19 protein-coding genes are annotated in these 24904 nt (G+C 71.3%); 9 read left to right on the top strand and 10 right to left on the bottom strand.

Going from position 1 to position 24904, the window contains the following annotated elements; genetic code table 11:
• The first annotated feature begins 17 nt into the window (after positions 1-17).
• From ACFYX0_RS33850 to ACFYX0_RS33840, 3 genes are all read left to right on the top strand, one after another.
• A complete protein-coding gene (locus tag ACFYX0_RS33850) occupies positions 18-260 on the top strand; it encodes a DUF397 domain-containing protein (protein WP_388976128.1) in 243 nt (80 codons plus the stop codon).
• Positions 261-393: 133 nt separating this feature from the next.
• A complete protein-coding gene (locus ACFYX0_RS33845) occupies positions 394-1311 on the top strand; it encodes a universal stress protein (RefSeq protein WP_388976125.1) in 918 nt (305 codons plus the stop codon).
• Between the two features lie 292 nt (positions 1312-1603).
• Positions 1604-2101, top strand: a complete 498-nt coding sequence (locus tag ACFYX0_RS33840) for a hypothetical protein (protein ID WP_355912621.1) — start codon at positions 1604-1606, stop codon at positions 2099-2101.
• A gap of 73 nt (positions 2102-2174) precedes the next feature.
• On the opposite strand, the gene ACFYX0_RS33835 is transcribed toward ACFYX0_RS33840, so the two are convergent.
• Together ACFYX0_RS33835 and ACFYX0_RS33830 are read right to left on the bottom strand one after the other, a co-directional pair.
• Entirely contained in the window at positions 2175-4148 is a 1974-nt protein-coding gene (locus ACFYX0_RS33835) for an N-acetylmuramoyl-L-alanine amidase (RefSeq protein ID WP_388976123.1), read from the bottom strand.
• 287 nt (positions 4149-4435) lie between these two features.
• On the bottom strand, positions 4436-5575 hold the full coding sequence (locus ACFYX0_RS33830) for an aminoglycoside phosphotransferase family protein (RefSeq protein ID WP_311694717.1): 1140 nt from the start codon (positions 5573-5575) through the stop codon (positions 4436-4438).
• A gap of 233 nt (positions 5576-5808) precedes the next feature.
• Here ACFYX0_RS33830 and ACFYX0_RS33825 point away from each other — a divergent pair, with 233 nt between their 5' ends.
• Entirely contained in the window at positions 5809-7308 is a 1500-nt protein-coding gene (locus tag ACFYX0_RS33825) for a hypothetical protein (protein ID WP_388976121.1), read from the top strand.
• Between the two features lie 79 nt (positions 7309-7387).
• Here the strand turns inward: ACFYX0_RS33825 and ACFYX0_RS33820 are convergent, their stop codons facing one another.
• The 3 genes from ACFYX0_RS33820 to ACFYX0_RS33810 form a co-directional block, all read right to left on the bottom strand.
• Positions 7388-8812, bottom strand: a complete 1425-nt coding sequence (locus ACFYX0_RS33820; protein WP_388976119.1) for a PP2C family protein-serine/threonine phosphatase — start codon at positions 8810-8812, stop codon at positions 7388-7390.
• Positions 8813-9079: 267 nt separating this feature from the next.
• The gene (locus ACFYX0_RS33815; RefSeq protein ID WP_388976176.1) at positions 9080-10114 is read right to left on the bottom strand and encodes a Gfo/Idh/MocA family protein; all 1035 of its coding nucleotides are present in this window, start codon (positions 10112-10114) and stop codon (positions 9080-9082) included.
• A 60-nt stretch (positions 10115-10174) separates the two neighbouring features.
• The gene (locus tag ACFYX0_RS33810; RefSeq protein WP_388976117.1) at positions 10175-11266 is read right to left on the bottom strand and encodes a chemotaxis protein; all 1092 of its coding nucleotides are present in this window, start codon (positions 11264-11266) and stop codon (positions 10175-10177) included.
• Positions 11267-11634: 368 nt separating this feature from the next.
• Here ACFYX0_RS33810 and asnB point away from each other — a divergent pair, with 368 nt between their 5' ends.
• The 3 genes from asnB (at position 11635) to ACFYX0_RS33795 (ending at position 15381) form a co-directional block, all read left to right on the top strand.
• Entirely contained in the window at positions 11635-13476 is a 1842-nt protein-coding gene (gene asnB, locus ACFYX0_RS33805) for an asparagine synthase (glutamine-hydrolyzing) (protein WP_388976115.1), read from the top strand.
• A 161-nt stretch (positions 13477-13637) separates the two neighbouring features.
• Positions 13638-14291, top strand: coding sequence for a chaplin (locus ACFYX0_RS33800; protein ID WP_388976112.1), 654 nt, complete (start codon positions 13638-13640; stop codon positions 14289-14291).
• A gap of 235 nt (positions 14292-14526) precedes the next feature.
• Positions 14527-15381: a GNAT family N-acetyltransferase gene (locus ACFYX0_RS33795; RefSeq protein ID WP_388976109.1), complete on the top strand. Its 855-nt coding sequence runs from the start codon at positions 14527-14529 to the stop codon at positions 15379-15381.
• Between the two features lie 109 nt (positions 15382-15490).
• On the opposite strand, the gene ACFYX0_RS33790 is transcribed toward ACFYX0_RS33795, so the two are convergent.
• A complete protein-coding gene (locus tag ACFYX0_RS33790; RefSeq protein ID WP_355912645.1) occupies positions 15491-15754 on the bottom strand; it encodes a GlsB/YeaQ/YmgE family stress response membrane protein in 264 nt (87 codons plus the stop codon).
• A gap of 336 nt (positions 15755-16090) precedes the next feature.
• On the opposite strand from ACFYX0_RS33790, the gene ACFYX0_RS33785 reads away from it, so the two are divergent.
• Complete coding sequence (locus ACFYX0_RS33785; protein ID WP_388976107.1) at positions 16091-17551, top strand: hydrolase; 1461 nt, start codon at positions 16091-16093, stop codon at positions 17549-17551.
• A 57-nt stretch (positions 17552-17608) separates the two neighbouring features.
• Here the strand turns inward: ACFYX0_RS33785 and ACFYX0_RS33780 are convergent, their stop codons facing one another.
• Complete coding sequence (locus tag ACFYX0_RS33780; protein ID WP_388976104.1) at positions 17609-20365, bottom strand: sugar-binding domain-containing protein; 2757 nt, start codon at positions 20363-20365, stop codon at positions 17609-17611.
• Positions 20366-20470: 105 nt separating this feature from the next.
• The gene (locus tag ACFYX0_RS33775; RefSeq protein ID WP_388976102.1) at positions 20471-21655 is read right to left on the bottom strand and encodes an ROK family protein; all 1185 of its coding nucleotides are present in this window, start codon (positions 21653-21655) and stop codon (positions 20471-20473) included.
• Positions 21656-21859: 204 nt separating this feature from the next.
• Between ACFYX0_RS33775 and ACFYX0_RS33770 the strand changes: the two genes are divergently transcribed.
• Entirely contained in the window at positions 21860-23308 is a 1449-nt protein-coding gene (locus ACFYX0_RS33770; protein WP_388976099.1) for an APC family permease, read from the top strand.
• An 81-nt stretch (positions 23309-23389) separates the two neighbouring features.
• Here the strand turns inward: ACFYX0_RS33770 and ACFYX0_RS33765 are convergent, their stop codons facing one another.
• The gene (locus tag ACFYX0_RS33765; protein ID WP_311694706.1) at positions 23390-23830 is read right to left on the bottom strand and encodes an SPW repeat protein; all 441 of its coding nucleotides are present in this window, start codon (positions 23828-23830) and stop codon (positions 23390-23392) included.
• 112 nt (positions 23831-23942) lie between these two features.
• Complete coding sequence (locus tag ACFYX0_RS33760) at positions 23943-24896, bottom strand: YihY/virulence factor BrkB family protein (protein WP_388976096.1); 954 nt, start codon at positions 24894-24896, stop codon at positions 23943-23945.
• Between the last annotated feature and the right edge of the window lie 8 nt (positions 24897-24904).

The following is a 24904-nucleotide window of genomic DNA, read 5'->3' as shown; positions in this document are numbered from 1 at the left end:
TCGGGAGGAGCACGGACGTGGCCGAGAGCACCACCCAGCAGCAGCCGCTCGCGGGCTGGGACAAGCCGGAGCTTGATCTGACCAACGCCGACTGGCATTCCGGCAGCCGTGGGCAAGGAGATGTCCAGATCGCCTTCGTCGAAGGCTTCATCGCGATGCGCAACAGCGGCCGTCCCGAGAGCCCGTCCCTGATCTTCACCCCCGCGGAGTGGGGTGCGTTCGTGTCAGGGGCGCGAGAGGGAGAGTTCGACCTCACCTGAGTCCCGCCGCCGACGGCAGCCGCCGCCCGGTCCGCAATTCACGGACACGCGGCCGTGGAAACCGTCCCGGGGCCACCCTGTGCGCCAGGCTGGCCCCGGAACGATCACAGCTGTGTGCCGGAGGCGAGATTCCATGAGCACCCTGCCGGTCCTCGCGGCCGTCGACGGGTCGGACGACAGCCTGCGCGCCCTGGACTGGGGGCTGACCGCGGCCCGGCTGCGCGAGGCGACGCTGCATGTGGTGCATGTACGGCAGTACGCGCCCTGGGGGCAGCCCGACGTGCTCGTGGCGGGCCCCCCGGAGCCGGCCCAGGACCCCGTGCTCGACCAGGCACGGAGCCTCGTCGAGAGCAAGGCCGAGCGACCCTTCGTGAAGTACCTGGCTCCGGGGGGTCCTACGGTCGCGGTCCTGCCCGAACTGGGCGCCGACGCCCAGTTGATGGTGCTCGGCTCGCGCGGCCGCGGGGGCTTCGCCGGCCTGCTGCTCGGCTCCAACAGCCTCGCGGCGGCCCGCGACGCCGACTGCCCGGTGGTCGTCGTGCCACGCCCGGGACGCGAGGTGCACGAGGGCCCGCCCCCGGCCCCGGGGCCACGGGTGGTCGTGGGTCTGCACATCGACAGCCCCGCGGAGGCCACCCTCGCCTTCGCCTTCGCGGAGGCGGACCGCCGAGGCGCCCGCCTGCATGTGATCGCCGTGTACCCGTGGCCCCCGGTGCAGCTCTGGCCGGCGCCCGGTGAACTCATGCCCCCGGCCGTCGACGAGGACGCCGTCGACGACGAGATCCGGACCCAGGCCATGGGGCTCCTCGCCATCCACCGCGAGCGGCACCCGGATGTCCATGTCGATCTGTCGACCCCGCCCGGGGACGCGGCGGGCCATCTCGTCGCGGCTTCCAGGGACGCGGAACTCGTCGCTGTGGGCCGTCACCGCCGACGCCTCCTGGCCCCCGCCCGCATGATCGGCTCGGTGACCCAGGCGGTCCTGCTGCACGCGGGGTGCCCGGTCGCGGTGATTCCGCCCTCGGCGGACGCCGTCCACACCGATGGCTGACCGCAGCAACCGCTCACCGTGCGGAACCGGTCACATCAGGGCCTGCTCACCGCTGCCCGAGCCCCTGTCGTCACCCCGGTCGAACCGACGGCGAAGACGAGACTCTTACGAGATCCACGTGCCACCTTCGTCGATGGCGTCGTCTTCCTCTCATTGCCGACCACGACCGCCGATCCCCGAACATCCGCCGACGAAGCCGCCACCGTGTCGCGGTACGCGACGGCGGACGACCGGCACTCCACGCGGTCGGACCCAGGGCCCGGCTCTCCGCTCGGGCACGTACCATTGCGGCATGTCCTTCCTCCGCCGCCGCAGCGCCACCCCCGCCGGGCCCGACTTCGACGTACTGGCCATGGACCCGGGTGACTGGCCGGGCAACCTCGGTGCCGGTCTGCTGCCCGCCCCCGACGGCAGCTGCCAGGGCGTCTTCCTGCGGTACGACCTGTTCGGCGGCCGCGGCACCGCGATGATCATCGGCAATCTGCCGGAGGGCTCCCCGGCACGCGACGTCGATGAGGGCGAGATCCCCTTCGAGGCGACCCAGCTCCTGGTCGCGCTGGGGAACGACGAGGAGGTCACGGTCGTGGGGACCGAGGACCTCCCGGTGATGCAGGGCGACAACCTCCTCATCGTGCGCCGCCTCAAGCTCTCCGAGAGCCGGATCTCCTGCGTCCAGTTCGACCGCAGCGACAACGTCCTCGTGACCATCGCGGCCTGGGACCGCCCGATCACCGACGATTTGTACGCGCTGCTGAAGCCCCTGCCCGCGGAGCTGTTCCGGCAGGACTGACCGGCATACGAAGGGCCGGACCCGCAGGCGGCGGGTCCGGCCCTTCGGCGTACGGCGGGCGCGTGTCCGGCGGCTACGCGCCCGACAGCTCCACCTGGACGTCCGCCGCCCGGACGAACTCCACCCGGTGACCGAACTGGATCTCGTAGTACAGGTCCTTGCCGACCACGACCCGATGCGAGTCCGGGGTGAAGGTGACCGAGTAGTAGTACTCGCCCGGCACCCGGTCGCCGATCACGTACCGCTGGCCCGCCGGCAGGCGATACGGCAGCGGCGACACCGACTGCACGGGCACCCCCGCCGGGTACGCCTCCTTCTCCGGGTACGCCCGGCCGTAGACCGGGATGTCGGCGAGGCCGGCTCTCGGCGTCACCACGAGACCGGACGCGTTCACCGCGGTCCGCTGCCCCCGTGGGTTGTGGAACCAGGCCTTCTGCCCCAGGTACCAGATCGCCGTCCAGTCCCCGTCACGGCCGGCGACCGCGTACCGCTGGCCGGTGGAGACCCGTGAGCCCACGTCGTTCACGTCGATCGTCGAGTCGTTCCCCCGGGGATACAGCCCGATGTCCTTGATCAGCGGCGCGGTCTCGTCCGGCGCGCTGTACAGGCGCACTTCGCTGGAACCGTGCGCCGCACACGGCGTGCCCGGGGTGGTGCAGCCCGTGTAGACGGGCTGGTTCGCGGTGTAGTCCGGCAGGATCGTGACCAGGCCGCCCCGGGGGCCCGCCGTGGTGTGGAACGGCCTGCCGAGCAGCTCGAAGTAGTGCCGCCAGTCCCAGTACGGACCCGGGTCCGTGTGCATGCCGGGGATCGTCGAGGTCGTCGGGCCCGGAACGTTGTCGTGCCCGAGGATGTGCTGCCGGTCCAGCGGGATGTCGTACTTCCCGGCGAGATACCGCACCAGCCGGGCGGACGCCCGGTACATCGCCTCCGTGTACCAGGCGTCCGGGGCGGCGAGGAAACCCTCGTGCTCGATGCCGACCGACTTGGCGTTGACGTACCAGTTGCCCGCATGCCAGGCCACGTCCTGCGCCTTCACATGCTGGGCGATCAAACCGTCCGTCGAGCGCACGGTGTAGTTCCAGGACACATAAGTGGGGTCCTGGATCAGCTTCATCACGCCATCCCACTGACCTTCGGTGTCATGGATGACGATGTACTTGATGCTCTGGGACACCGGCCGGTCGCCCAGATCGTGGTTGCCGTAGTCGTTGTCGCCGAACTGCTCGTACGGTGCCGGGATCCACTCGCAGGAGACGAACCTCGGGCACTCGGTCTCGCCGGGGTCGGCCGTGCGCAGTCCGGTCCGTCCGAGCTGCGCGGTGTCGGTGGCCAGGCCCGGCCGTGCGGTGAGCGTGACGCTCTGGCCCGTGTCCGTGGTGCGCCGTTCGCCGGTGCGCAGTACGGAGAAGACGTCGTCCGCGTACGCCGCCGCCGTGGCCCGGTCGTCCGCGGCCGAGAACTCGGCCACCGCGCCGTACCAGTCCGCCGGATCGTCGCTGAGCGGCTCGCCCAACTGCTTCTGCGCCGCGGCCAGCAGCGCGGCACCGCCCGCGATGTTCGCGGCCGGATCGGTGCGCAGCCGGGCGGCCGGGATGCCGGTCAGCTCGGCCGCCCTGGGCAGGGTCTTGAGCCGGGCCGGCAGCTCGGCGGCCGCGGGCACCTTCGTCGTCGGCAGCAGCGCGGCGCGGGCCTGGTCGCCCCGGGCGTCCTCCGTACCCCCGCTGTGGGGTGCGGCCTGGGCGAGCGCGGTGCGGGCGTCGGTCAGATGCATGGGGCCGTAGCCCCCTGACACGCTGGGCGCGCCGCCGTGGGTGTCCCAGCGGGACTGCAGATACGAGACGCCGAGAAGAACACTCGGTGGTACGTGGTACGTGTCGGCCGCGGCGGCGAACGCGCCCTGCAGTCCGGCCGGGGCGGCGGGTGCGGGGGCCGGGGCGGCGCCCAGCAGCGGCAGCAGCAGCGCCGCCGAGGCGACGGCGCCCGCTGTCCTGAGGACGCGTCTGTGCCAGGCGGGGGAGTGGTGGTCGGTGACGGAACCTCGCAATGCAGCCTCCTGGGACGGTCGGGCGCTTCGGGGCGTGCGGGGGCCGAACGTGCGTCAGTGGTATCGGCTCTCCGACGATCCGTCAATCACGCCCGGACCAGGGCGATTTCCCATGTCAGCGGCGGTGGCGGGAGGTTTCCTCAAAGTGGTGACGCGGCCTGCGGGGCGTCAGTGGCGTGGACCAATGACCCGAACGGTGCACACCCGTCGGGCGGCAGGACGGTCCGGGAACGACGACGGTCCGCGGTACAGCACTGTCGCGCACGCACCGCGGACCGTCATCCCCCTCAGCGAGTGCCGACCGCCGCTCGTACGGCCCGGCGGGCCAACTGGCAGTCGTCGTGCAGCCGCCTCAGCAGCAGCCGCTGCTCCTCGCCGGACGGCGCGGCACCCTGGGGGGCCACTCCCGGTGCCGCCGGGGCCGTGTCGTGCATCGAACGCTGCACGGCCGTCTCGTAGGTGCGGATCTCCCGGGTCAGGACGAGCATCAGGTTCACCAGGAAGGCGTCGCGCGAGGCCGGACCCGCCGACTGCGCGATCTGGCTGATCTGGCGCCGGGCCACGGGGGCGTCTCCGAGGACCGCCCACAGCGTCGCCAGGTCGTACCCGGGCAGGTACCAGCCCGCGTGCTCCCAGTCCACCAGCACCGGGCCCGCCGGTGAGAGCAGCATGTTCGACAGCAGCGCGTCGCCGTGGCAGAACTGGCCCATGCCCTGCCGGCCCGCCGTGTGGGCGATGTCGTGCAGCAGCTTCTGCAGATCGCCCATGTCCCGGTCCGTGAGCAGCCCCAGCTCGTGGAAGCGTGCGATGCGCTCCGGGTAGTCGAGCGGGGCGTCGAACGTGCCGGCCGGGGGACGCCACGCGTTGAGCCGGCAGATCGCGCCGAGCGCGGTGCGGATGTCCGTGCGCGGCGGTGCCTCCACGGGATGCCGTTGCAGCGCCGCCACCCGGCCCGGCATCCGCTCGATCACCAGGGTGCAGTTGTCCGGGTCCGCTGCGATCAGGCGGGGCACCCGTACCGGGGGCCGGTGCCTGACGAACGCCCGGTACGACGCTATTTCGTGCCGGATGCGCTCGGACCAGATGGGTGAGTGGTCCAGTAAACACTTGGCGACCGCCGTGGTGCGCCCGGTCGTGCCGATGAGGAGCACGGACCGCCCGCTACGGCGCAGCACCTGGACCGGAGCGAACTCCGGGCAGATGCGGTGCACCGAAGCGATCGCCGTGCGCAGCTGGGCGCCCTGGGGGCCGGACAGGTCGATTCTGCCGCTGAGCGGCTGGGCGCCGACGCCCGGGACGCGGCGCGTACGGCCGGCACCGAGCACCGGGGCCGCCGGCCTCGCGGGTTCGAGGTAGGGGCCGCCGCCGCCCGGGCGGGGGCGCAGCGGCCGGGGCGGGGCGGACACGGAGGACGATGCTGCGTACATGGGTGATACAGATCCCTTCGTGTGCCTGCGAATTCCGCGCCACCCGGCTCGGCCGTCGTGGGTGCACCCTGGGGAATGCCCGTGCGGCGACCGGGTCGGGGTGGCGCGTTCCTACCTGACACCCGTCGCCCCGTGGCACACCATCTGGCGCACCCTGGCGAACCCTGGCGAATAGTCCACAAGCAACTGACGGAGGGCTACTGTCAACTCAGCCGAGAACCTGGGGGCTTGACGTGAGCGGACAACCCAACACCCGCCTCTCGGACCTGTTCGGCCTGGCCGGCTGGTCCAAGGGCGAACTCGCGAGGATGGTCAACCGGCAGGCGGCGGCCATGGGCCACCCCCAGCTGGCGACCGACACCTCGCGGGTGCGGCGTTGGATCGACATGGGAGAGATCCCGCGCGATCCGGTTCCGCGGGTGCTGGCGGCGCTGTTCACCGAGCGACTCGGCCGTGTCGTGACCATCGAGGACCTCGGTCTGGTCAGGCACGGGCGCGTGGGGAGACGGCGTGACGACGGGCATGCGCAGCACCCCGACGGAGTTCCATGGGCGCCCGAGCGGACAGCCGCGGTCCTCACCGAATTCACGGGAATGGACCTCATGCTCAACCGACGCGGCTTGGTGAGCGCGGGCGCCGCGCTCGCCGCGGGCTCCGTACTCAGCAGCGCCATGCACGACTGGCTGCACACCGACCCGGCCCTCGCGGCCGACGCCCCCCACTACGACGATCCCCTGCACGCCGACCCCGCCGGGTTCGACCGCTATGAGGCCGCCCCCATCGGGTCGCAGGAGGTCGAGGAGCTGGAGCGCTCGGTCGAGGTGTTCCGGGCCTGGGACGCGTCCCGCGGTGGCGGGTTGCAGCGCAAGGCCGTCGTGGGGCAGCTCAACGAGGTGGGAGGCATGCTCTCCTACCACCACCCCGACCATCTGCAGCGGCGCCTGTGGGGCGTCGCCGCCAACCTCGCCGTCCTCGCGGGCTGGATGTCCCACGACATCGGCCTGGAACCCACGGCCCAGAAGTACTTCGTCATCGCCGCCCACGCGGCCCGTGAGGGCGGCGACCGGCCCCGCGCCGGGGAGGCGCTCTCCCGCGCCGCCCGCCAGATGGTGCACCTCGGCCGGCCCGACGACGCACTCGATCTGATGCAGCTCGCCAAGTCCGGCTCCGGCGACCAGGTGCTGCCGCGCACCCAGGCCATGCTCTGCACCATCGAGGCCTGGGCACAGGCGTCCATGGGCAAGGGGCAGGCCATGCGGCGCACCCTCGGCGAGGCGGAGGACCTGTTCGTCTCCGACAAGGGGGATGTGCCCCCGCCCAGCTGGATGCAGCTGTTCGACGAGGCGGATCTGCACGGCATGCAGGCCCTGGCCTACCGCACCCTCGCCGAACACGAGCCGGGCGCCGCCCTGATCGCCCAGCGGCACGCCAAGGAGGCGCTGGAGCTGCGGGGGACCGGCCGGGAGCGGTCGAAGATCTTCGACCACATCTCGCTCGCGTCCGCCTGCTTCATCGCCGACGACCCGGAACAGGCCGACCGCTACGCACGCCTGGCTCTGACGTCGATGGGCGCGAACTCCTCGTTGCGTACCTGGGACCGGCTGCGCGAGATGTACCGGCTCACGGGGCAGTACGCCAGCTACCCGAAGATCCAGGATCTGCGTGAGGAGATCAAACTGGCGCTTCCGAAGGGGTTGTCGAAGCCCAGGGGCGGCAACAGCGCGTCGGCGTGAGGCGGTTGGTGCCGGACCTGAAGTCCCGCATGTCTTCGCTGTCCCTGTGCGTTCGTGACGAACCCGGGTGTCTCGTCCGTCAGGAGACGACCCTGGCGATGAGCAGACAGGCGTCGTCCGCGCGCTCGCTCTCGCCGAACTCCTCCACGACGGTCCTTACGCAGTCCTGGGCCGTGCGGGCTCCACCGAGGCGCGGGGCCAGGTCGAGCAGCCTTTGGACGGCAGTCGTGCCACCGGGCCGCGGGACCAGCCCGTCGGTGTGCAGGAGCAGCAGGTCGCCTGCCCGGAGGGTCACTTCGGCCTGCTCGTAAGCGGCCGACGAGGTCGCCCCGAGCAGCACGCCGTCCGGTGCTGCGAGTACACGCCCCGTCCCGCCGCGGTACAGCAGTGGGGCGGGGTGTCCTGCCTGTGCCCAGCTCAGGGTGCGGGTGGCGGGCCGGTAGCGGCAGCAGACCGCGCTGCCGAGGGCCGGCTGGGCGGAGGCGTCGAGCAACTGGTTGAGCCAGCCCATCAGCGGGCCGGGCTCGGCGCCCGCGACGGCCATACCGCGCAGGGCACCGATCAGCGTCGCCATGCCGGAGGCCACGGTCACCCCGTGTCCGGTGAGGCCGCCGATGCCGAGCAGCGTGTCCCCGTCGGGCAGTTCCAGTGCGTCGTACCAGTCGCCGCCGATCGGTCGGTTCGCGGAAGAGGGCAGATGGCGGACGGCCAGGTCCAGTGTGCCGGGGCCCCGGCGCGAGAGCCGCAGGGAGCCGCGCGCGGGCGGCAGCACGGCTTCCTGCAGTTCGACCGCGAGCCGGCGCTCGGTGTGGGCGCGCTGGCGCCGCAGCGAGTCACGGGTCTCGTGCACGGTGTGCTGGGTGCGGCGCAGTGCGCTGACGTCCCGCAGCACGGCCCACATCGAGGCGGTGCTGCCGTCGGCGTCGAGCACGGGCTCGCCCATCATGTGCACGGTGCGGACCTCACCGCCGGGGCGCACGATCCGGAACTCCTCGTCGATGGGCTTGCCGTCGACCAGGCAGTCCGTGACCATCGCGGTCAGCAGCGGCCGGTCCTCCTCGTGCACCAGTGAGGGCAGCTCGTCGAGGGTCAGCGCGGAGGCCGCGGGGTCGCGACCGAGGATCCGGTACAACTCGGCGGACCAACTTGCCTCGTCCGTCAGGAGGTTCCACTCCGCGCTGCCGACCCGGCTGAGCAACGCGCCCCCCGGTACGGCGGGCGCGGCCGTCGGAACGGTGTCCGCGGGACGGTCGCTGGCGGGCACGGCCGGGGGACCGTCCCGCAGCTGCCCCAAGTGCTCGTCCAGATCCCTCAGTTGGTGCAGTGCGAGATCGCACAGTGCGCGCTGCCACCGGCCTTCGGGGTCCGATCCGTCCTGCGGCGCCTCCCGCCGTACGGCGTCCACCTCTCCGCGCAGCTGCCGTGTCTGCGAGATGAGCGCATCCACCGTGCCGCGTCGGGGTGACCCGGCGGCTGGGCGGTCCGCGGAGAGATGGGGTGGCATGACGCGCTCCGATACGGGACGGCTCGACCAAGCGTTACGGAAGGACCATTACGACTGTTGCACAGCCCGCGACGCCCTGTAAGGGATTTGGCAACACACGATACGGTGGTGCTTCTGGCATATGCCAGCGGCTTGGCGGAATGCTGAAGCAAGCCGGCCGGTACGGGTGCCCGGACCGGCCAAGTCGGCTGTGACGGAGGAGATTTGAGGGGCGCGAGGGGCGTACGCGCCCTCGTTCAAGCGTACGTTCGTGGGGCATATGTGCGACTACGGGGGGCGGTTGCCGTCGTCCTCGTACAGCCCAGGCCGCGGGGCGAGATCCACGGTCTGCCGTACACCCTCGTGCAGGGCCCGTACCCCCGCCTCGGCCACCGCCGAGGCCGCGTACCCGTCCCACACGGACGGCCCGGAGACCCGCCCCTGCCGGGTGGCGTCGACCCAGGACTGCACCTCCCGGTCGTAGGCGTCCGCGAACCGCACCAGATAGTCCTGCGCGACCTCCTCGTACGCCGCCCCCGCGCGCGTCACGAGCATCGCGTGCCCGTCGCCGATCCGGGCGCTGCCGTCCTCGCAGACCGCCTCGCAGCGCACCTGGTACCCGAAGCCGCAGTTGACGAAGACCTCGACGTCGACCAGGGCGCCGCCCGAGGTCTCGAACACGACGAACTGGGGGTCGAGGAGGTCCTCCGGGGCGTTCCCGGACGGCCGCGGGCGCAGCACCGACACCGCGGTCAGCTCCTGGTCCAGCAGCCAGCGGGCCGCGTCGATCTCGTGCGAGACGGAGCTGTTGATCAGCATGTCCGTGGTGAAGTGCGACGGCGAGGACACGTTGCGATGCGTGCAGTGCAGCATCAGTGCCCGGCCCAGCCGTCGGCTGTCCAGCAGGGACTTCAGCCGCACGTACTCGGCGTCGTACCGCCGCATGAACCCCACCTGTGCGAGCCGCCGCCCTAGCCGGGCCTCCGCCTCCACCACGCGCAGTGCCCCGGCCGCGTCCGGCACCAGCGGCTTCTCGCACAGCACCGGCAGGCCGCGGGCGAAGGCCGCGAGCAGCGCCTCCTCGTGCGCCGCTCCGGGCGAGGCGACCAGCACGGCCTCGACACCGGGCGCGTCGAGCGCCGCCTGCGCTTCGGAGTGCACCTGCACGCCGTCGATGCCGGCCGTGGCCTCCTTGGCGCGGTCCGTGTCGGGATCCGCCACGGACACCACCCTGGCCCCGCTCACGCCATGGTCCAGCCGACGTATGTGGTCGGCACCCATGTGTCCCGCACCCAGTACCGCCACGCCCAGCAGGTCGCCCATGTGCCGCTCTCCCCTTCCGTGGATCATCCCCGGCAGGGTAGACCCCGGAAGGGGGCGGCCTCAGTAGCGGAGCACCCCGGCGATGCCCTGCGCGTCACCGAGCGCGCCGTCGGGGACGAAGCGGACCTCGGCGCCCGTGTCCAGACAGCGCTCGACGATCTCGTCCACGATGTCCTCGCGGGCGTCCAGATCCCCGCTCTCGGCCGGTATGAGGTGGTCGGCGTCGTCGCGGACCGTCACGCGGTAGTTCTCCTCGACGGCGAGCAGCCGGATCCGGCCGTCCGACGCGTTCTGCCAGACCTCGTCCACCCCGGCGGCGTACGCCTTGCGGCCGCGCGCCGCCTCCAGCTCACGGCTGACCCGTTCGATGTTCTTGCGGGCCTCGGCGGCGATCACCGGCTGCACCGCCTGCCACACGGCCTCGGGGGTGCCGTGCGCGAGGCCGCCGTGCGGCACGTGGACCGCCTCCCTGGCGACGCCGCCGGACTCGTCGAGCGCGGACAGTGCCGCCTGCTCGCCGGTGATGTACAGCGGCCGTGGGTCCTGGCGCAGCAGCCGGCCCATCGCGATGTCGGCCTCGCGCAGGAAATGGCGGGTGTCCTCGTCGCGGAAGGTGCTCGGGGTGTCACCGATCTGCATCCGGCGCTCGGCGTCGAAGTTCTCCCGGCCCCTGGCCAGCGGGAAGCCGCCGGTGTGGGCCTCGGTGACATGACCGGCGCCGCCGTTCCACAGCGTCACCCGGTCCGGGGAGACCGCCAGTACCCAGAACGGCCGCTCCGCGACATGCGCGGACACCAGGTTGCGGGTGAGGAAGGTGTCGGAGAGCACCACCCGCTCGGGCACCGAACGGCCCAGTGCCCACACCTGGTGCTCACCCGGCGCGGCGAAGATCACGACGCCGTCCTCGGTGTACGTCAGATCGATCTCGCTGAGCGCCTGGTCGAGCTGGGTCTCGACGTCGATACGGCGTTCGCGTGTGACCGCGGGATCGGACTCCAACTGCTTCTTCGCGTCGGCCAGCGCATTGCGCAGGCGCACGCGGTCCTGGGCGTTGTACGGCTCGCGGCGGTGCGTCGGCGCGAGGACCGACACCGCGGGGTAGGGCCGCGGCCGGCGCAGTTCCGCGAGGGTCGAGGGACTGAGCGCTTCCATATGAGCACCTTAGGACCGATTCGCGTGTAGGGCATTCGGGGCAATCGGGCCGACGGCATCACCGCCATGGCGTACGCGTGGCCGGCGCCCGGTCGTCGAGGGTTGAGGAACTCTTTGCCCGTGGCCGGGACCCGGCCGTTCCGGCCCGGGGCGAAGCCGGTCCGTGGGTCCGCACCGGGCAAAACGGGGCCGAAACCGTCGGGTGACCGGGGCTCGCCGGGTTGGGCGCGAGTTGACCGCCTCCCGCGTGCGGCAGACGCTCGACATATAGCTGCTCCATACACCTGGTTTGCCCGGAGGCAGCCGTATTCCTGAGGAAGTCGCAGGTGAACGTGTTGGTCCGGGCGACAGGACGCGGGAGGTCACATATGTGCGGCATCACCGGCTGGGTCTCCTACGACCGCGATCTGCGGACCGAGGGCGCCACCTTGGGTGCGATGACGGAGACGATGGCCTGCCGCGGTCCCGACGCCCGCGGCACCTGGGCCGGGGGACCCGCCGCCCTCGGACACCGCAGGCTCGCGATCATCGACCTGCCCGGCGGACGCCAGCCGATGACCGCCGAGACCCCCGGGGGCACGGTCGCGCTCGTCTACTCGGGAGAGGCGTACAACTTCACCGAGCTGCGCCGCGAACTGACCGGGCGGGGACACCACTTCGGCACCGACTCCGACACCGAGGTGGTCCTGCGCGGCTACCTCGAATGGGGCGATGCCCTCGCCGAACGCCTCAACGGCATGTACGCCTTCGCCGTCTGGGACGGCCGCGACGACACCCTCGTGATGATCCGCGACCGCATGGGCATCAAGCCGCTCTACTACTACCCGACCTCCGACGGCGTCCTCTTCGGCTCGGAACCGAAGGCGATCCTCGCCAACCCGCTGGCCCCGGCCCGGGTCCGCCTCGACGGGCTGCGGGAACTGTTCACCATGATCAAGACGCCCGGGCACGCCACCTGGGACGGTATGCACGAGGTCGAGCCCGGCACGGTCGTCACCGTCGACCGCAACGGCCCCCGGCGGCGCGTGTACTGGCAGCTCGAGACCCGCCCCCACACCGACGACCGCGCGGCCTCCGTCGCCAAGGTCCGCTCGCTGCTCGACGACATCGTGCGCCGCCAGCTGGTCGCCGACGTGCCCCGGTGCACCCTGCTCTCGGGCGGGCTCGACTCCTCCGCGATGACCGCGCTGGCCGCCCGGCAGTTGGCCGTGCACGGCGAGAAGGTGCGCAGCTTCGCGGTGGACTTCGCCGGCCGGACCGAGCACTTCGTCGCCGACGAGCTGCGCCGCACCCCCGACACACCGTTCGTGCACGACGTGGCGCAGGCCTGCGGCACCGACCACCAGGACATCGTCCTCGACGTGGAAGCCCTCGCCGACCTCGACGTGCGCGCCGCGGTCATCCGCGCCCGGGACCTCCCGACGGGGTTCGGCGACATGGACACCTCGCTCCTGCTGCTGTTCCGCGCGATCCGGGAGCGCTCCACGGTCGCGCTGTCGGGGGAGTCCGCCGACGAGGTCTTCGGCGGCTATCTCCAGTTCTTCGACGAGGAGGCCCGCGCCGCCGAGACGTTCCCCTGGCTCGTGCCCTCCGCCCTGCGCCTCGGCAGGGACGAGGACATCCTGCGCCCCGAGGTGGCCGAGGTCCTGAACCTGGACTCCTACATCGCGGACGGGTACCGCACGGCGGTCTCGGGCGTCGCGCGCCTGGACGGTGAGAGCGACTTCGAGTACCGGATGCGGCGGATCTGCCATCTCCATCTGACCCGGTTCGTCCGCATCCTGCTCGACCGCAAGGACCGTACGAGCATGGCGGTCGGCCTGGAGGTACGGGTGCCGTACTGCGACCACCGGCTCGTGGAGTACGTGTACAACGCCCCCTGGGCGCTGAAGTCGTTCGACGGCCGGGAGAAGAGCCTGCTCCGGGAGGCCACCCGGGACCTGCTCCCCAGGTCCGTCTACGACCGGGTCAAGAGCCCTTACCCCTCCACCCAGGACCCCCGCTACGCGGTCGCCCTCCAGGAACAGGCCAAGGCGCTCCTCGCCCGCTCCGACCACCCGGTCTTCGACCTGGTCGACCGGGAACGGGTGCGGGAGGCCACCGAACGCGACACCCCGCAGATCACCCAGAACTCGCGCCGCGGCCTCGAACGCACCCTGGACCTCGCGCTGTGGCTCGACCTCTACACGCCCGAGGTGTCCCTGACCTGACGCCTCGGGGCGCGCGGACGGCGCGTGCGCTGAGTCCTGGGTTTCGAGGCCGGGCCACTCGAAGGGGTGAAAGGCAGATAAGCCATAACTCGGATTGGTGCCTCTGCGTTTTATCGGGTGCGGGCGAGTGCTCGCGACCATGTCTGGAAGGCAGAGAACCTATGAAACGGGTTACCCGAAATGGTTTGATCGCCGCGGCCGCCGCCTCGGGGGCGCTGGTCACGGCGCTGCCGGCGCACGCGGACTCCGCGGCGCACGGCACCGACGCGGGTTCGCCCGGACTGATCTCCGGCAACAGCATTCAGCTCCCGGTGCACGTGCCGGTCAACGTGTGCGGCAACACCGTGAACGTCCTGGGGCTCCTCGACCCGGCCGCGGGCAACGCATGCGTGAACCGGGGCACACACCGCACAGCCTCGCGTCACGGGATCGGGACCGTCTCCGGTGGCGCCTCCGCGTGCGGCAGAGCGAAGGGCTCGGGCGGCCTGCTCGCGGGCAACGAGGTGCAGGTGCCGGTTCACCTCCCGGTGAACGTCAGCGGCAACTCGGTGAATGTGGTCGGTCTCGGCAACACGTCCGTCGGCAACACGTCCGTCAACTCCTCGCCCGGCCGGCCTCACCCCGCGCCGCGGCCGGTCGTGCCGCCGACGGTGCCCGCGCCCGCACCGGTCGTGGCCCGGCCCGTCCCGCAGCCGACGGCGATGCTCGCCCACACCGGTGCGGAAGCGCCCCTGCCCGCGCTCGCGGGAGGCGCGGCCCTGGTGCTTGGAGGAACGATCCTCTACCGCCGTTTCCGTGTGGGAGCGACCCGCTGAGCCGACCTCCGCACGCCGCGGAGGGCCCCGCCGCACGAGCGATCCGCGGGGCCCCTCGCCCGGGTGCGCAGGGGCCGTTGACGACTCGTCAGAAATGTGACCGGGGCGAGGAGATCGTTCTCGGCCACAGGGGGAGTCGACATGGCGCAGGGCTCCGGGATCGGGAAGGATGCTGCGGGTCCGGTGCGGCCGATCACTGCATCGACCGCCACCCCCCACGGAACGGAGCGCAACGATGACCTCTGCGGGCCCCCAAGCCCTTGTCGTCACCCGGGCCACGCTCGACGACTGGCCGGTGATCAGCGGCTGGGCGGCGGACGAGGGCTGGAACCCGGGACTGTCCGACGGCCCGGCCTTCTTCGCCCAGGACCCCGGAGGCTTCTTCATCGGACGGCTCGGCGAGGAGCCCGTGTCGGCCGTCTCCGTGGTCACCTACGGCGCCGACTACGCCTTCCTGGGCTGCTATCTCGTACGCCCCGATCTGCGCGGCCGGGGCCTGGGGCTGGCCACCTGGAAGGCGGGGCTCGCCCACGCGGGCGGGCGCACGATCGGCCTGGACGGTGTCGTCGCCCAGCAGGACAACTACCGCAGGTCGGGATTCGTGTTCGCCCACCGCACCGTGCGGTACACCGGGCCCGCCCCCGCCGGGGAGTCGGCACCCGGAGTGCGCCCGGCCGAGAAGGCGGACCTCGACGCCGTGACGGCGTACGACAGCGCCTGTTGTCCGGCCGACCGGCCCCGCTTCCTGGAGCACTGGCTCACCGCTCCCGGTCATCGGGTCCTCGTCCGCGGCGAGGGCGACCGGCTGACCGGTTACGCCGTGATCCGCCCGGCCCGCGACGGCCTGCGCATCGGTCCGCTGTTCGCCGACACCGCCGAGGACGCCGACGCCCTGTTCGGCGCGCTGAGCGCCGAGGCCGCCGGCCGGGAGATCGCCATCGACGTCCCCGAGCCCAACTCCGCGGCCGTCGCGCTGGCCGAACGCGCGGGCCTCACCCCGTCCTTCGAGACGGCCCGGATGTACACCGGCCCCGTCAGGCCGTTCGCGAGCGAGCGTGTCTACGGTGTGACCACCCTCGAACTCGGCTGACATCACGCTCGGCGGGGGGGGGGGGGGGGGGGGGGGGGGGGCCGCGCCCCCCCCCCCCCCCCCCCCCACGGCTCGTCGCCCGCAACGGAATTCGGCGTGACGGAACGCGTCAGCGCCGTGCCTTCGCCCGGTCCAGGGCCGCGACGCCCAGTGCCGCCAGCCCGATCTGGATGAGCCACTCGATCCAGTCCACGCCCTTGGTGTTCGCCACGCCGAACGCGGCGGCTATCCCGGAGCCGATGAAGGCCGCCACGATGCCGACGACGATCGTCCACAGCACGCCGATGTGCTGGCGGCCGGGGACGACAAGGCGTCCCAGGACGCCGATGACGAGCCCGATGACGAGTGCACTGATAATCCCCGAGATCTCCATCTTCGCCCCTTATCGTGAAGGTCTCCGCACTCCTCCAATGTGCCCGCTGAACGCGGCAACAGTCCGTGCTGTTTCCACCTCCGGTCAACGTTCAACCTCCGGTCAACGCCGGGTCAATCCTCGCCCTGCCGGAGCGGCATTCTTCTGTCCCGCCCTCGCTTTGCCATGTACCGTTCAACAGTCGGTCGCACGGGCGGCGTAGGAAGGATTTCTACGCGCGCAGACCGCGGCCTTGGTTCTACGCGCGAAGACCCGCGGCACCAGCACCTCGCTCCGCCCGAGTTCGCCCCACTCCCCACACTCCCCAACTCCCCTCACCTCACGGAGGTCTGCCGGATGCTCCGATCCACCAAGGCCCGCCACAGACTCACCACGGCCCTCGCCGTGTTCGGCCTGCTCACCACGGGCGCCGCCGTCCAGGCGACCACGGCGGCCACACCGGCCCACGCCGCCACCCCGCACCGCGTCCTGTTCGACAACGCTCACGCGGAGACGGCCGGAAACGCCGACTGGATCATCTCCACCAGCCAGCCCGACCCCCTCGGTCAGGACTCCTCCCCGTCCGTCGAGACGGACTGGACCGGCGCCCTCTCGTCCTGGGGCGTCGCCCTGCAGAAGACGGGCGACTACAGCCTGAAGACGCTGCCCTCGGGCTCCAGCCTGAGCTACGGCGGCTCGTCCTCGACCGACCTGTCGAACTTCGACACGCTCGTTCTGCCGGAGCCCAACACGCTGTTCACGACGGCCGAGAAGACGGCCATCATGAACTTCGTCAAGAACGGCGGCGGACTGTTCATGATCTCCGACCACACCGGCTCCGACCGCAACAACGACGGCGCCGACGCGGTCAAGATCCTGAACGACCTGATGACCAACAACAGCGTCGACTCCACCGACCCGTTCGGCTTCTCCATCGACTCGCTGAACATCGCCTCCGGTTACCCGGCGGCCATCAGCGACAGCACCGACCCGGTGCTGCACGGTTCCTTCGGCACCGTCACCAAGAGCCTCATCGCCAACGGCACCACCGCCACGCTCAAGCCCTCCGACAACTCCTCCGTCAAGGGCCTGGTCTACCGCAGCGGTTACTCCGGCAACACCGGTGCCTTCTTCCTGACCAGCACCTTCGGCAGCGGCCGCGTCGCCTTCTGGGGTGACAGCTCGCCGATCGACGACGGGACCGGCCAGTCCGGCAACACGCTCTACGACGGCTGGAACGACTCCGGCGCCACCAACGCGGCCCTGGCCCTCAACGCCACCGCATGGCTCGCGGGCGGGAGCGGCAGCACCGGGGGCGGCGGCGGGGGCGGCGGCACCGGCACCTGCACCGCCGCCCAGCTCCTCGGCAACAACGGCTTCGAGTCCGGCGCCACCACCTGGAGCGCCAGCAGCGGCGTCATCACCAACTCCAGCAGTGAGTCGCCCCGTACGGGCTCGTACTACGCCTGGCTGGACGGCTACGGCTCCGCGCACACCGACACCCTGTCCCAGTCGGTGACCATCCCCTCCGGCTGCACCTCCGCCACGTTCAGCTTCTATCTGCACATCGACACGGCGGAGACCACCACCGGCACGGCGTACGACACGCTGAAGCTCCAGGTCCTCAACAGCTCCGGGACCGTGCTGGGCACCCCGGTGACGTACTCCAACCTCAACGCCGGCAGCGGCTACACCCAGCGCAGCGTCAACCTCGCGAGCTACGCCGGGCAGACCGTGACTCTCAAGTTCACCGGCACCGAGGGCTCCAGCCTCCAGACGTCGTTCGTCATCGACGACACGGCGCTCAATGTGAGCTGACCCGTCGGTGAGGGGTGGGCCCGCGGGCCCACCCCTTTTCCGCTTTCCACTCCCGGGTCACACGGCCGGCACGGTCCGCTCCGGGGCGTTCCAGCCCGAGACGCGCACGCGGGGCGCCGAGGCGTGCAGATCGGCCGTCCGCCAGGTGGCGGTCAGCGTCGCCGACTCGCCCGGCCACAGGCTCACGTCGTTGTCCGACCAGCGGACCGGCAGCACGGGCCTGCCCGCCGAGTCCACCAGGTGCGCGTCCGTGAGCAGCGCGGGCGTCCTGCCCGTTCCCGTGTTGCGCAGGGTCACCGTGGTCGTCGAGGTGCCGTCCGGGCTCGTGCTCGTGGACGCCGTGGCCGTCACCGGCACCTGCGCCATCGAACTGAGTCCCGTCAGATCGGCGTAGCTCGTCGTCGGCGTGTAGTACCAGTCCGTGTGGGCCCAGTCGAGCGTGTCGGGCTTGGTGGACAGCCAGTAGACATTGCGGCTGACCTCCCGGCCCGTCGAGTCGGTCAGCACCAGCCGGGCCAGGTAGGTGGTCGTCAGGCCGCTCACCGACGAGGGCAGGGTGAGCGCGGTGGTGTGCGCGCCGTCCCCCGCGACGCTCACTCCGCTCGCCGTCCGGTCGTACTTCTGCGTGCCGTCCGGGGTGAACAGGGTGACCCGGGCGGTCAGCCCGGACACGGACGCGTGCCGGTTGTTCACCACCACGACCGAGCGGTTGTCGTACCCGTACTGGACATGCAGTGGCTCATTGGCCTTCTTGGCCCCGAAGTAGGCCCCGCCCTGGTCGAGATAACGGTCCATCAGCTGCCAGTGCAGCGAGGTCCAGCCGCTGTTGAACATCCAGTAGATCACGCCGGTCGACGGCTTGGCCGAGTCGGTGGAGTTGCGCTCGTACGCCTCGTACTGCGCCCGTACGTTCTCGTACTGCGCGAGCTGCGCCTTGCGTACGTAGTCCGTGAGGCCGGTCGGCGGGCCGTACCGTCCGGCGAGCGCGTCGTCGTAGAGCTTGAGCGTGCTGAAGGTCGAGGACGGGGAGCGGTGGTACTGCTCGGCGCTCGCGTCCTTCCAGAGGGTGTCCAGCTCCGCCGGGCTCATCATGCGGCGCAGGGTGTCGAGGGTCGGGATGTCGGGGCCCGCGCTCGTCTCGGAGTTGAGGCCCGTGGCGCCGCCCTCGCGCTTGGCGTACCAGTAGTCCGGCGGGATCCAGTCGTAGGGTCCCGTCATTTTCATTCCGGAACTGCCCAGCTGCGGCGAGGAGTTGTCCGAGGCGGCCGAGACCACCGGATCGGGCCAGTCGGCGGCCTTCAGGGCGTCCAGGTAGTTCTTCTCGATGGTGGCGTCGGGGGCGAAGTCGCTGCCGATGAGGAACGAGACGACACTCGGGTGGTCGCGCAGCCGGGCGGCCTCGGCGGCCATCGACGCCTTGGCGACCGGATAGTCGGCGGCGGTCCACTTCTCGCCCGGCTCGCCGCCGTTGACGTTGCCCTCCCACTTGTCGCAGCACTCCCAGCCGGGCAGCGTGAGGATGCCGTAGCGGTCCGCGAGGTCGAAGAACTCGTCGGGTTCGATGTGCCCTTCGAGACGGATCGTGTTGAGCCCCAGATCGAGGGCGTACTTGAGGCGGTCCTCGACATAGGTGCGGTCCCAGCGCAGGAACTCGTCCGGCGACCAGCCGCCGCCCTTGATGAGCAGCCTGCGGCCGTTGATGCTGTACTGCCGTGCTCCGTCGGAGTTCAGCGGCGCCTTCACGTCCCGGATGCCGAAGGTCTCATGGGCGGTGTCCGAGGGGGTGCCCGAGACGGACGCGGTGAGGTCCAGCGCGTACAGCGGCTGGCCGCCCATGCCGGCGGGCCACCACACCTTCGGCGAGGTCAGATGCAGGCCGGGTGCGTCGGACGGGGTGAACGTGACCGTCTTCGACTCGTGCGCGGCGAGCGGTACGTCCCTGGCGAAGGAGACCGAGCCGACGCTCCCGGTGAGCCGGGCGGTGACCGGGGCGTCCGAGTCGTTGCGGGCCAGCGCCTTGACCGTCAGGTCCGCGGCGGCGAGCGAGGGCACGTCGAGCCGGGTGAGGACATGGACGTCGCGCACTGCGACCGGTCCGCCGCGGCGCACCAGTACGTCGCGGACGATGCCCATGTTCTGGTCGGGCGGGGGCTGGAGCCAGTCGATCCAGCCCATGGTCAGGTTCTTGTCGGGGTCGTTGGGCCGGATGCGGAAGGCCACCGTGTTGGTGCCCTCCCGGACCAGCGAGGTCACATCCAGCTCGTGGTGGGTGTACGCGCCCGTCACATCCGCGGCCTGCGCGACCTGACGCCCGTTGACATACACGTCCGCGGCCGAGACCACCCCGCTGAAGTCCAGATAGGTGCGCTCGGACGGATCGGCGACCGTGAAGTCCGAGCGGTACCACCAGGGGACCTGGAAGTCGGCCTTCGGGATCTTCTGCTGGTCGGTGGAGTAGAACGGGTCGGCGTACACGCCGTCCGCGAGCAGCGCGGCGAGGACCGTGGAGCGGGAGCCGGCCGGGTACCAGCCGGTCGCCGAATAGCCGGGGGAGGAGACCGCGTCCGGCGGGTCCGCGACCTTGGCCGTCGACTGGATGGTGTACCCGGACAGCGCGGTCGCGCTGCCGGGCGCGGAGGAGATCCGGGTGACCCGGGGATGCGAGGCGGCGCGCTCGGTGTGCGGGCCGGCCCACGCACTGGTCGTCAGTGTGCCCAGCAGACCCAGGGCGACGACGGCCGGGGCGAGACGACGTACGGCGCCGGGACGAGGTGCGGTGCCGGGGCGCGGTGGGGTGGCGGGGCGGTGGAACACGGGGTCCTCCAGCCTCTTCGTAAAGTTAGGAAACTTTACTAACGCCGCCACACGCTAGGGCGCGGAGTGCACGCTGTCAATCGCCGTTGCGGATGGGGGAGTTGCTCAGGACCCCGTCGACCGGCGCTCGAACACCACGTCCCGTGCAGTGCCCAGAGCGGTCGCCAGCGCCCCCAGCAGCACGGCGTCCTCGCCGAGCCGGCTCGGCACGATCTTCGGGCGGAGCGGGGTGAGCGCGCGCAGCGTCTCGCGCACGGGGCGCAGCAGCAGATCGACGCTGTGGCCCACCCCGCCGCCGAGCACCACCAGGTCGGGGTCGAGCACGGCCGCGGCGGCCGCCACGGTGTGCGCGATGCGCTCGCCCTCCAGCTCCACCGCCCTGGTCGCGGCGGGGTGACCCTCCCGGGCCGCGTCGAAGACCGCCTTCGCGGTGAGCTGTCCGGTCATCCCGAACGCCCGCGCCGACTCGACGACGGCCACGCCCGACACCGCGTCCTCCAGAGTCTGGGGCTTCTGCCGCCCCGGCCACGGCAGGAACCCGATCTCCCCGGCCCCGCCGTGCGCACCGGTGAACAGCCGTCCCTCGCTGACGACTCCCATGCCGAGGCCGGTCCCGATCAGGATGTACGCGAACAGCCGGCTGCCCGTGCCGACGCCGTAGGAGTACTCGCCGAGCGCGGCCAGGTTCGCGTCGTTGTGGACCTCCAGGGGGATGCCGAGTTCCTCGCGCATCCGGTCGAACAGTCCGGCTCGCCCCCAGCCCGGCAGATGCATCGCGTACCGCACCCGCCGCCGCTCCTCGTCGTACACGCCCGGCGTCCCGACCACGGCGTGCGCGACCTCCTCGATCCGGGTCCCGGAGCCGGCGATCACCTGCCGGGCGGTGCCGACGACCAGGTCGGCCAGCGCCCCCGAGGTCCGGGCCCGGTTGCGCACGTCCGACCGGGCCACCACCTCGCCGGCGAGGTCGGCGACCGCGATCCGCAGCCAGCCGCGGCCGATGTCGATGCCGAGCGCGTACCCGGCGGACGGATCCGGCGCGTACAGCACGGCCATCCGGCCGCGCTCGGGTGTGTGCGTACCGGCCTCGCGGACCAGTCCCGCCTCCTCCAGCGCGGCAAGCGCACTGGAGACCGTCGGCTTCGACAGGCCCGTCTCCCGGGCGAGCTGGGCGCGCGAGGCGGAGCCGGCGGCGCGCAGCCGGTCCAGGAGCAGCCGCTCGTTGGTGCTGCGCAGCCGTCGGCGGTTCCAGGGCTGATCCGGCTGATCTACGGCGTCGCTGGCGGGCATCGCACCATTCTCACGCATTCATGACGGGCTCTTGACGCCTCTAGTAAGACTCCTTAACTATATCCGCCAGTCAGCGTCGCCGGGCGAGTCAAGGGGAGCCCAGCGCCGGCCGGACACCCGCCGCCCTTGATCCGCGGGCCGCTCCGCGCGGTCGGTCCGCAGTCCGTGCGTCCCACTCCCCGAGTCCCGCTTTCAGGAGGTCCCGTGTCCGGTAGCCCGCCCCCAGAGGGCGGTTTCGTCCGCCGAGTCGGCCTGTTCCAGGCGACCGCGATCAACATGAGCCAGATGTGCGGCATCGGGCCGTTCGTCACCATCCCGCTGATGGTCGCCGCGTTCGGCGGACCGCAGGCGGTCATCGGCTTTGTCGCGGGCGCCCTGCTGGCGCTCGCCGACGGGCTCGTCTGGGCCGAACTGGGCGCGGCGATGCCCGGCTCCGGCGGCAGCTATGTCTATCTGCGCCAGGCCTTCCAGTACCGCACGGGCCGGCTGATGCCGTTCCTGTTCGTGTGGACCGCGATGCTGTTCATCCCGCTGATCATGTCCACCGGTGTGGTGGGCTTCGTGCAGTATCTGGGCTATCTGGCGCCGCATCTCGGCCAGACCACCGGTGATCTGATCGGGCTCGGCGTGATCGTGCTCGTGCTCCTGCTGCTGTGGCGGGGCATCGAGAACATCGCCCGCATCACGGCGGTGATGTGGGCCGTCATGATCGCCTCCGTACTGCTGGTGATCGTCGCCGCGGCCTCCGACTTCAGCCCCCACCTGGCCTTCACCTACCCCTCGCACGCCTTCGAGCTGACGGGCGGTCACTTCTGGCTCGGGTTCGCGGGGGGCCTGACCATCGGCATCTACGACTACCTGGGCTACAACACCACCGCCTACATGGGCGCGGAGATCAAGGACCCGGGCCGTATGCTGCCGCGCTCGATCATCTACTCCATCCTCGGCATCATGGCCATCTATCTGCTGCTGCAGATCGGCACGCTCGGCGTCGTCGACTGGCACCGCATGACCGACCCGAACGACATCGCCTCCACCTCGGTGGCGTCGGCGGTGCTGGAGAAGACCTGGGGCAAGGGCGCGGCGGACACGGTCACGGTCCTCATCCTGATCACGGCGTTCGCGTCCGTGTTCACGGGCCTGCTGGGCGGCTCCCGGGTGCCCTACGACGCGGCCCGCGACCGGGTCTTCTTCCGCCCCTACGCCAAGCTGCACCCCCAACACCGCTTCCCCGTGCTGGGCCTGGCCACCATGGGCGTGGTCACGGCGATCGGCTTCCTGATCGGCCGTCACACGGACCTGGCCACCCTGATCCAGCTGCTGACCACGGTGATGGTGCTCGTCCAGGCGCTGGCCCAGATCGCGGCCGTGACGGTACTGCGCAGCCGGCAGCCGGGGTTGCGCCGCCCGTACCGGATGTGGCTGTACCCCGTGCCGAGCCTCGTGGCCCTCGTCGGCTGGCTGGTCATCTACGGCTACGCGGACAAGAACTCCCCGGGCCGCCACCCCATCGAGTGGTCACTGGGCTGGCTGGTGCTCGGCTGTGTGGCGTTCCTGGTCTGGGCGCGGCTGGAGAAGGTCTGGCCGTTCGGGCCGAAGGAGATCGTGGAGGAGTACCTCACGGACCCGGAGGCGGAACCCGCGAGCGCGTAGTCCTCGCTCGGGACGTGGGCCGGTGCGCTGCCGCGGACCGGCCCACGTGCCTGTCGTGTGCCCGATGGCGGGCGGATACGGCTACGGGCGTCGAGTGGCCTTTGCCGTCGCGCCCATGCACAGCATGCCCAGCACCACGGCGAGGGCGCCGATGACGATGTTGTTCACCACGACTCCGGTGTCCGGGGCCGTGCCGACGATCCACGGCGAGATGATCATCCAGACACCCAGGGCGCACATGGCCCAGCTCAGACCGTACATACGCTCCGGCATGACGGTGAACCCGAGAGCCAGCAGACCGATCGCTATCCCCATGATGAGGTTGTGCGTCACCAAGGGGGGCTGGCTCGTCGTGTAGTGGACTATCCACGGGGACGCGGCGCAGTACAGACCGAGCAGGAACACCGGTCCGTCCATGAGCGCCACATCGCGGCCGCCCAGTACGCGGGCGTAGCGGGCCCGCATCTCATGGACGTCGGGGTGGGTCGTCATGTCCCCTCTGGTGTGCGAGACGTCAGCCATCACTCGTCTCCTTCCACTTCGCAGGCATGACCGCGTCTGGTGCGGTATGCGGTGAAGGGCTGCGTATGCATATTGTGCTCTTATTTTTTCTTTATGTGTAGATACGGCCGCGTCAGCGCTCGCGCTCGGCACGCGTCAGTTCGGCCGTGAACTGGGATCCCGCCAGCAGCGACAGATGGGACATCCACAGCCACACGAGGAAGACGACCACGCCCGCGAGGGACCCGTAGAGCCTGCTGTAGGCGCCGAGCCCGTCGGCGTACGCCGTGAACGACACCGAGGCGGCCAGCCACAGAGCCGCGGCCAGCACCCCGCCCGGCACCGCGTGGCGCAGGGTGCGGGCCTGCGGCGGCCCGGTCCGGAAGAGGACCAGCACCAGCAGCGCCACCAGGGCCATCAGGGCGGGCCAGCGCAGCAGGACCCAGACGGTCTCGGTCGCCTCGCCGAGCCCCGCCCACCGCCCCAGCGCCCGCACCAGCGAGCCGCTCAGGACGAGCAGCAGCGCGCTGCCGAACAGCAGGGGCAGCAGCGTCAGGGCCGTGAGCAGGATCCGGTGCGCCCTGCGCAGGGCGGGGCGGTTGTCCGCGACACCGTGCTGGTCGTGCAGCGCGCGCCGGAAGACCGCCAGATAGCTGGAGGCCGACCACAGCGCGCTCGCCCCGCCACCGATGGCCACGGTCAGCGCGGCGGACCGCTCCCCGGCCAGGCGGCGCAGCGTACTGTGCAGGGCCGTCCCCGCCTCGGCCGGGGCCCAGGCCGTGACCCGCATGATCAGTGCGTCCGTGAGATGCGGGCTGACCGCCCCGATCAGGGAGAACGTCATGAGGAACGTGGGCAGCAGGGCGAGGATGGCGTAGTACGTCAGGGCCGCCGCCCAGTCCGACACATCGTCCCGCCACATCGCCACCGGCGTGCGCCGCAGGGCCGTCCAGAGCACCGGCCACGAGCGGCCGGCCCGGGTGAACGCATGCTGGGGAACGACCGGGGAGTCCGGGCAGGCGGGCGCGCCGACCCGCCGCAGCCGTGGCCGTCTCCTGGGGGATACCGACGCCTGCCCTTCCACCACTGCCCTTC

Origin of the sequence: Streptomyces sp. NPDC002573, assembly GCF_042889625.1 — a bacterium.
GTDB classification, from domain to species: domain Bacteria; phylum Actinomycetota; class Actinomycetes; order Streptomycetales; family Streptomycetaceae; genus Streptomyces; species Streptomyces gibsoniae.
This window is presented reverse-complemented; position numbering and strand designations above follow the sequence as displayed.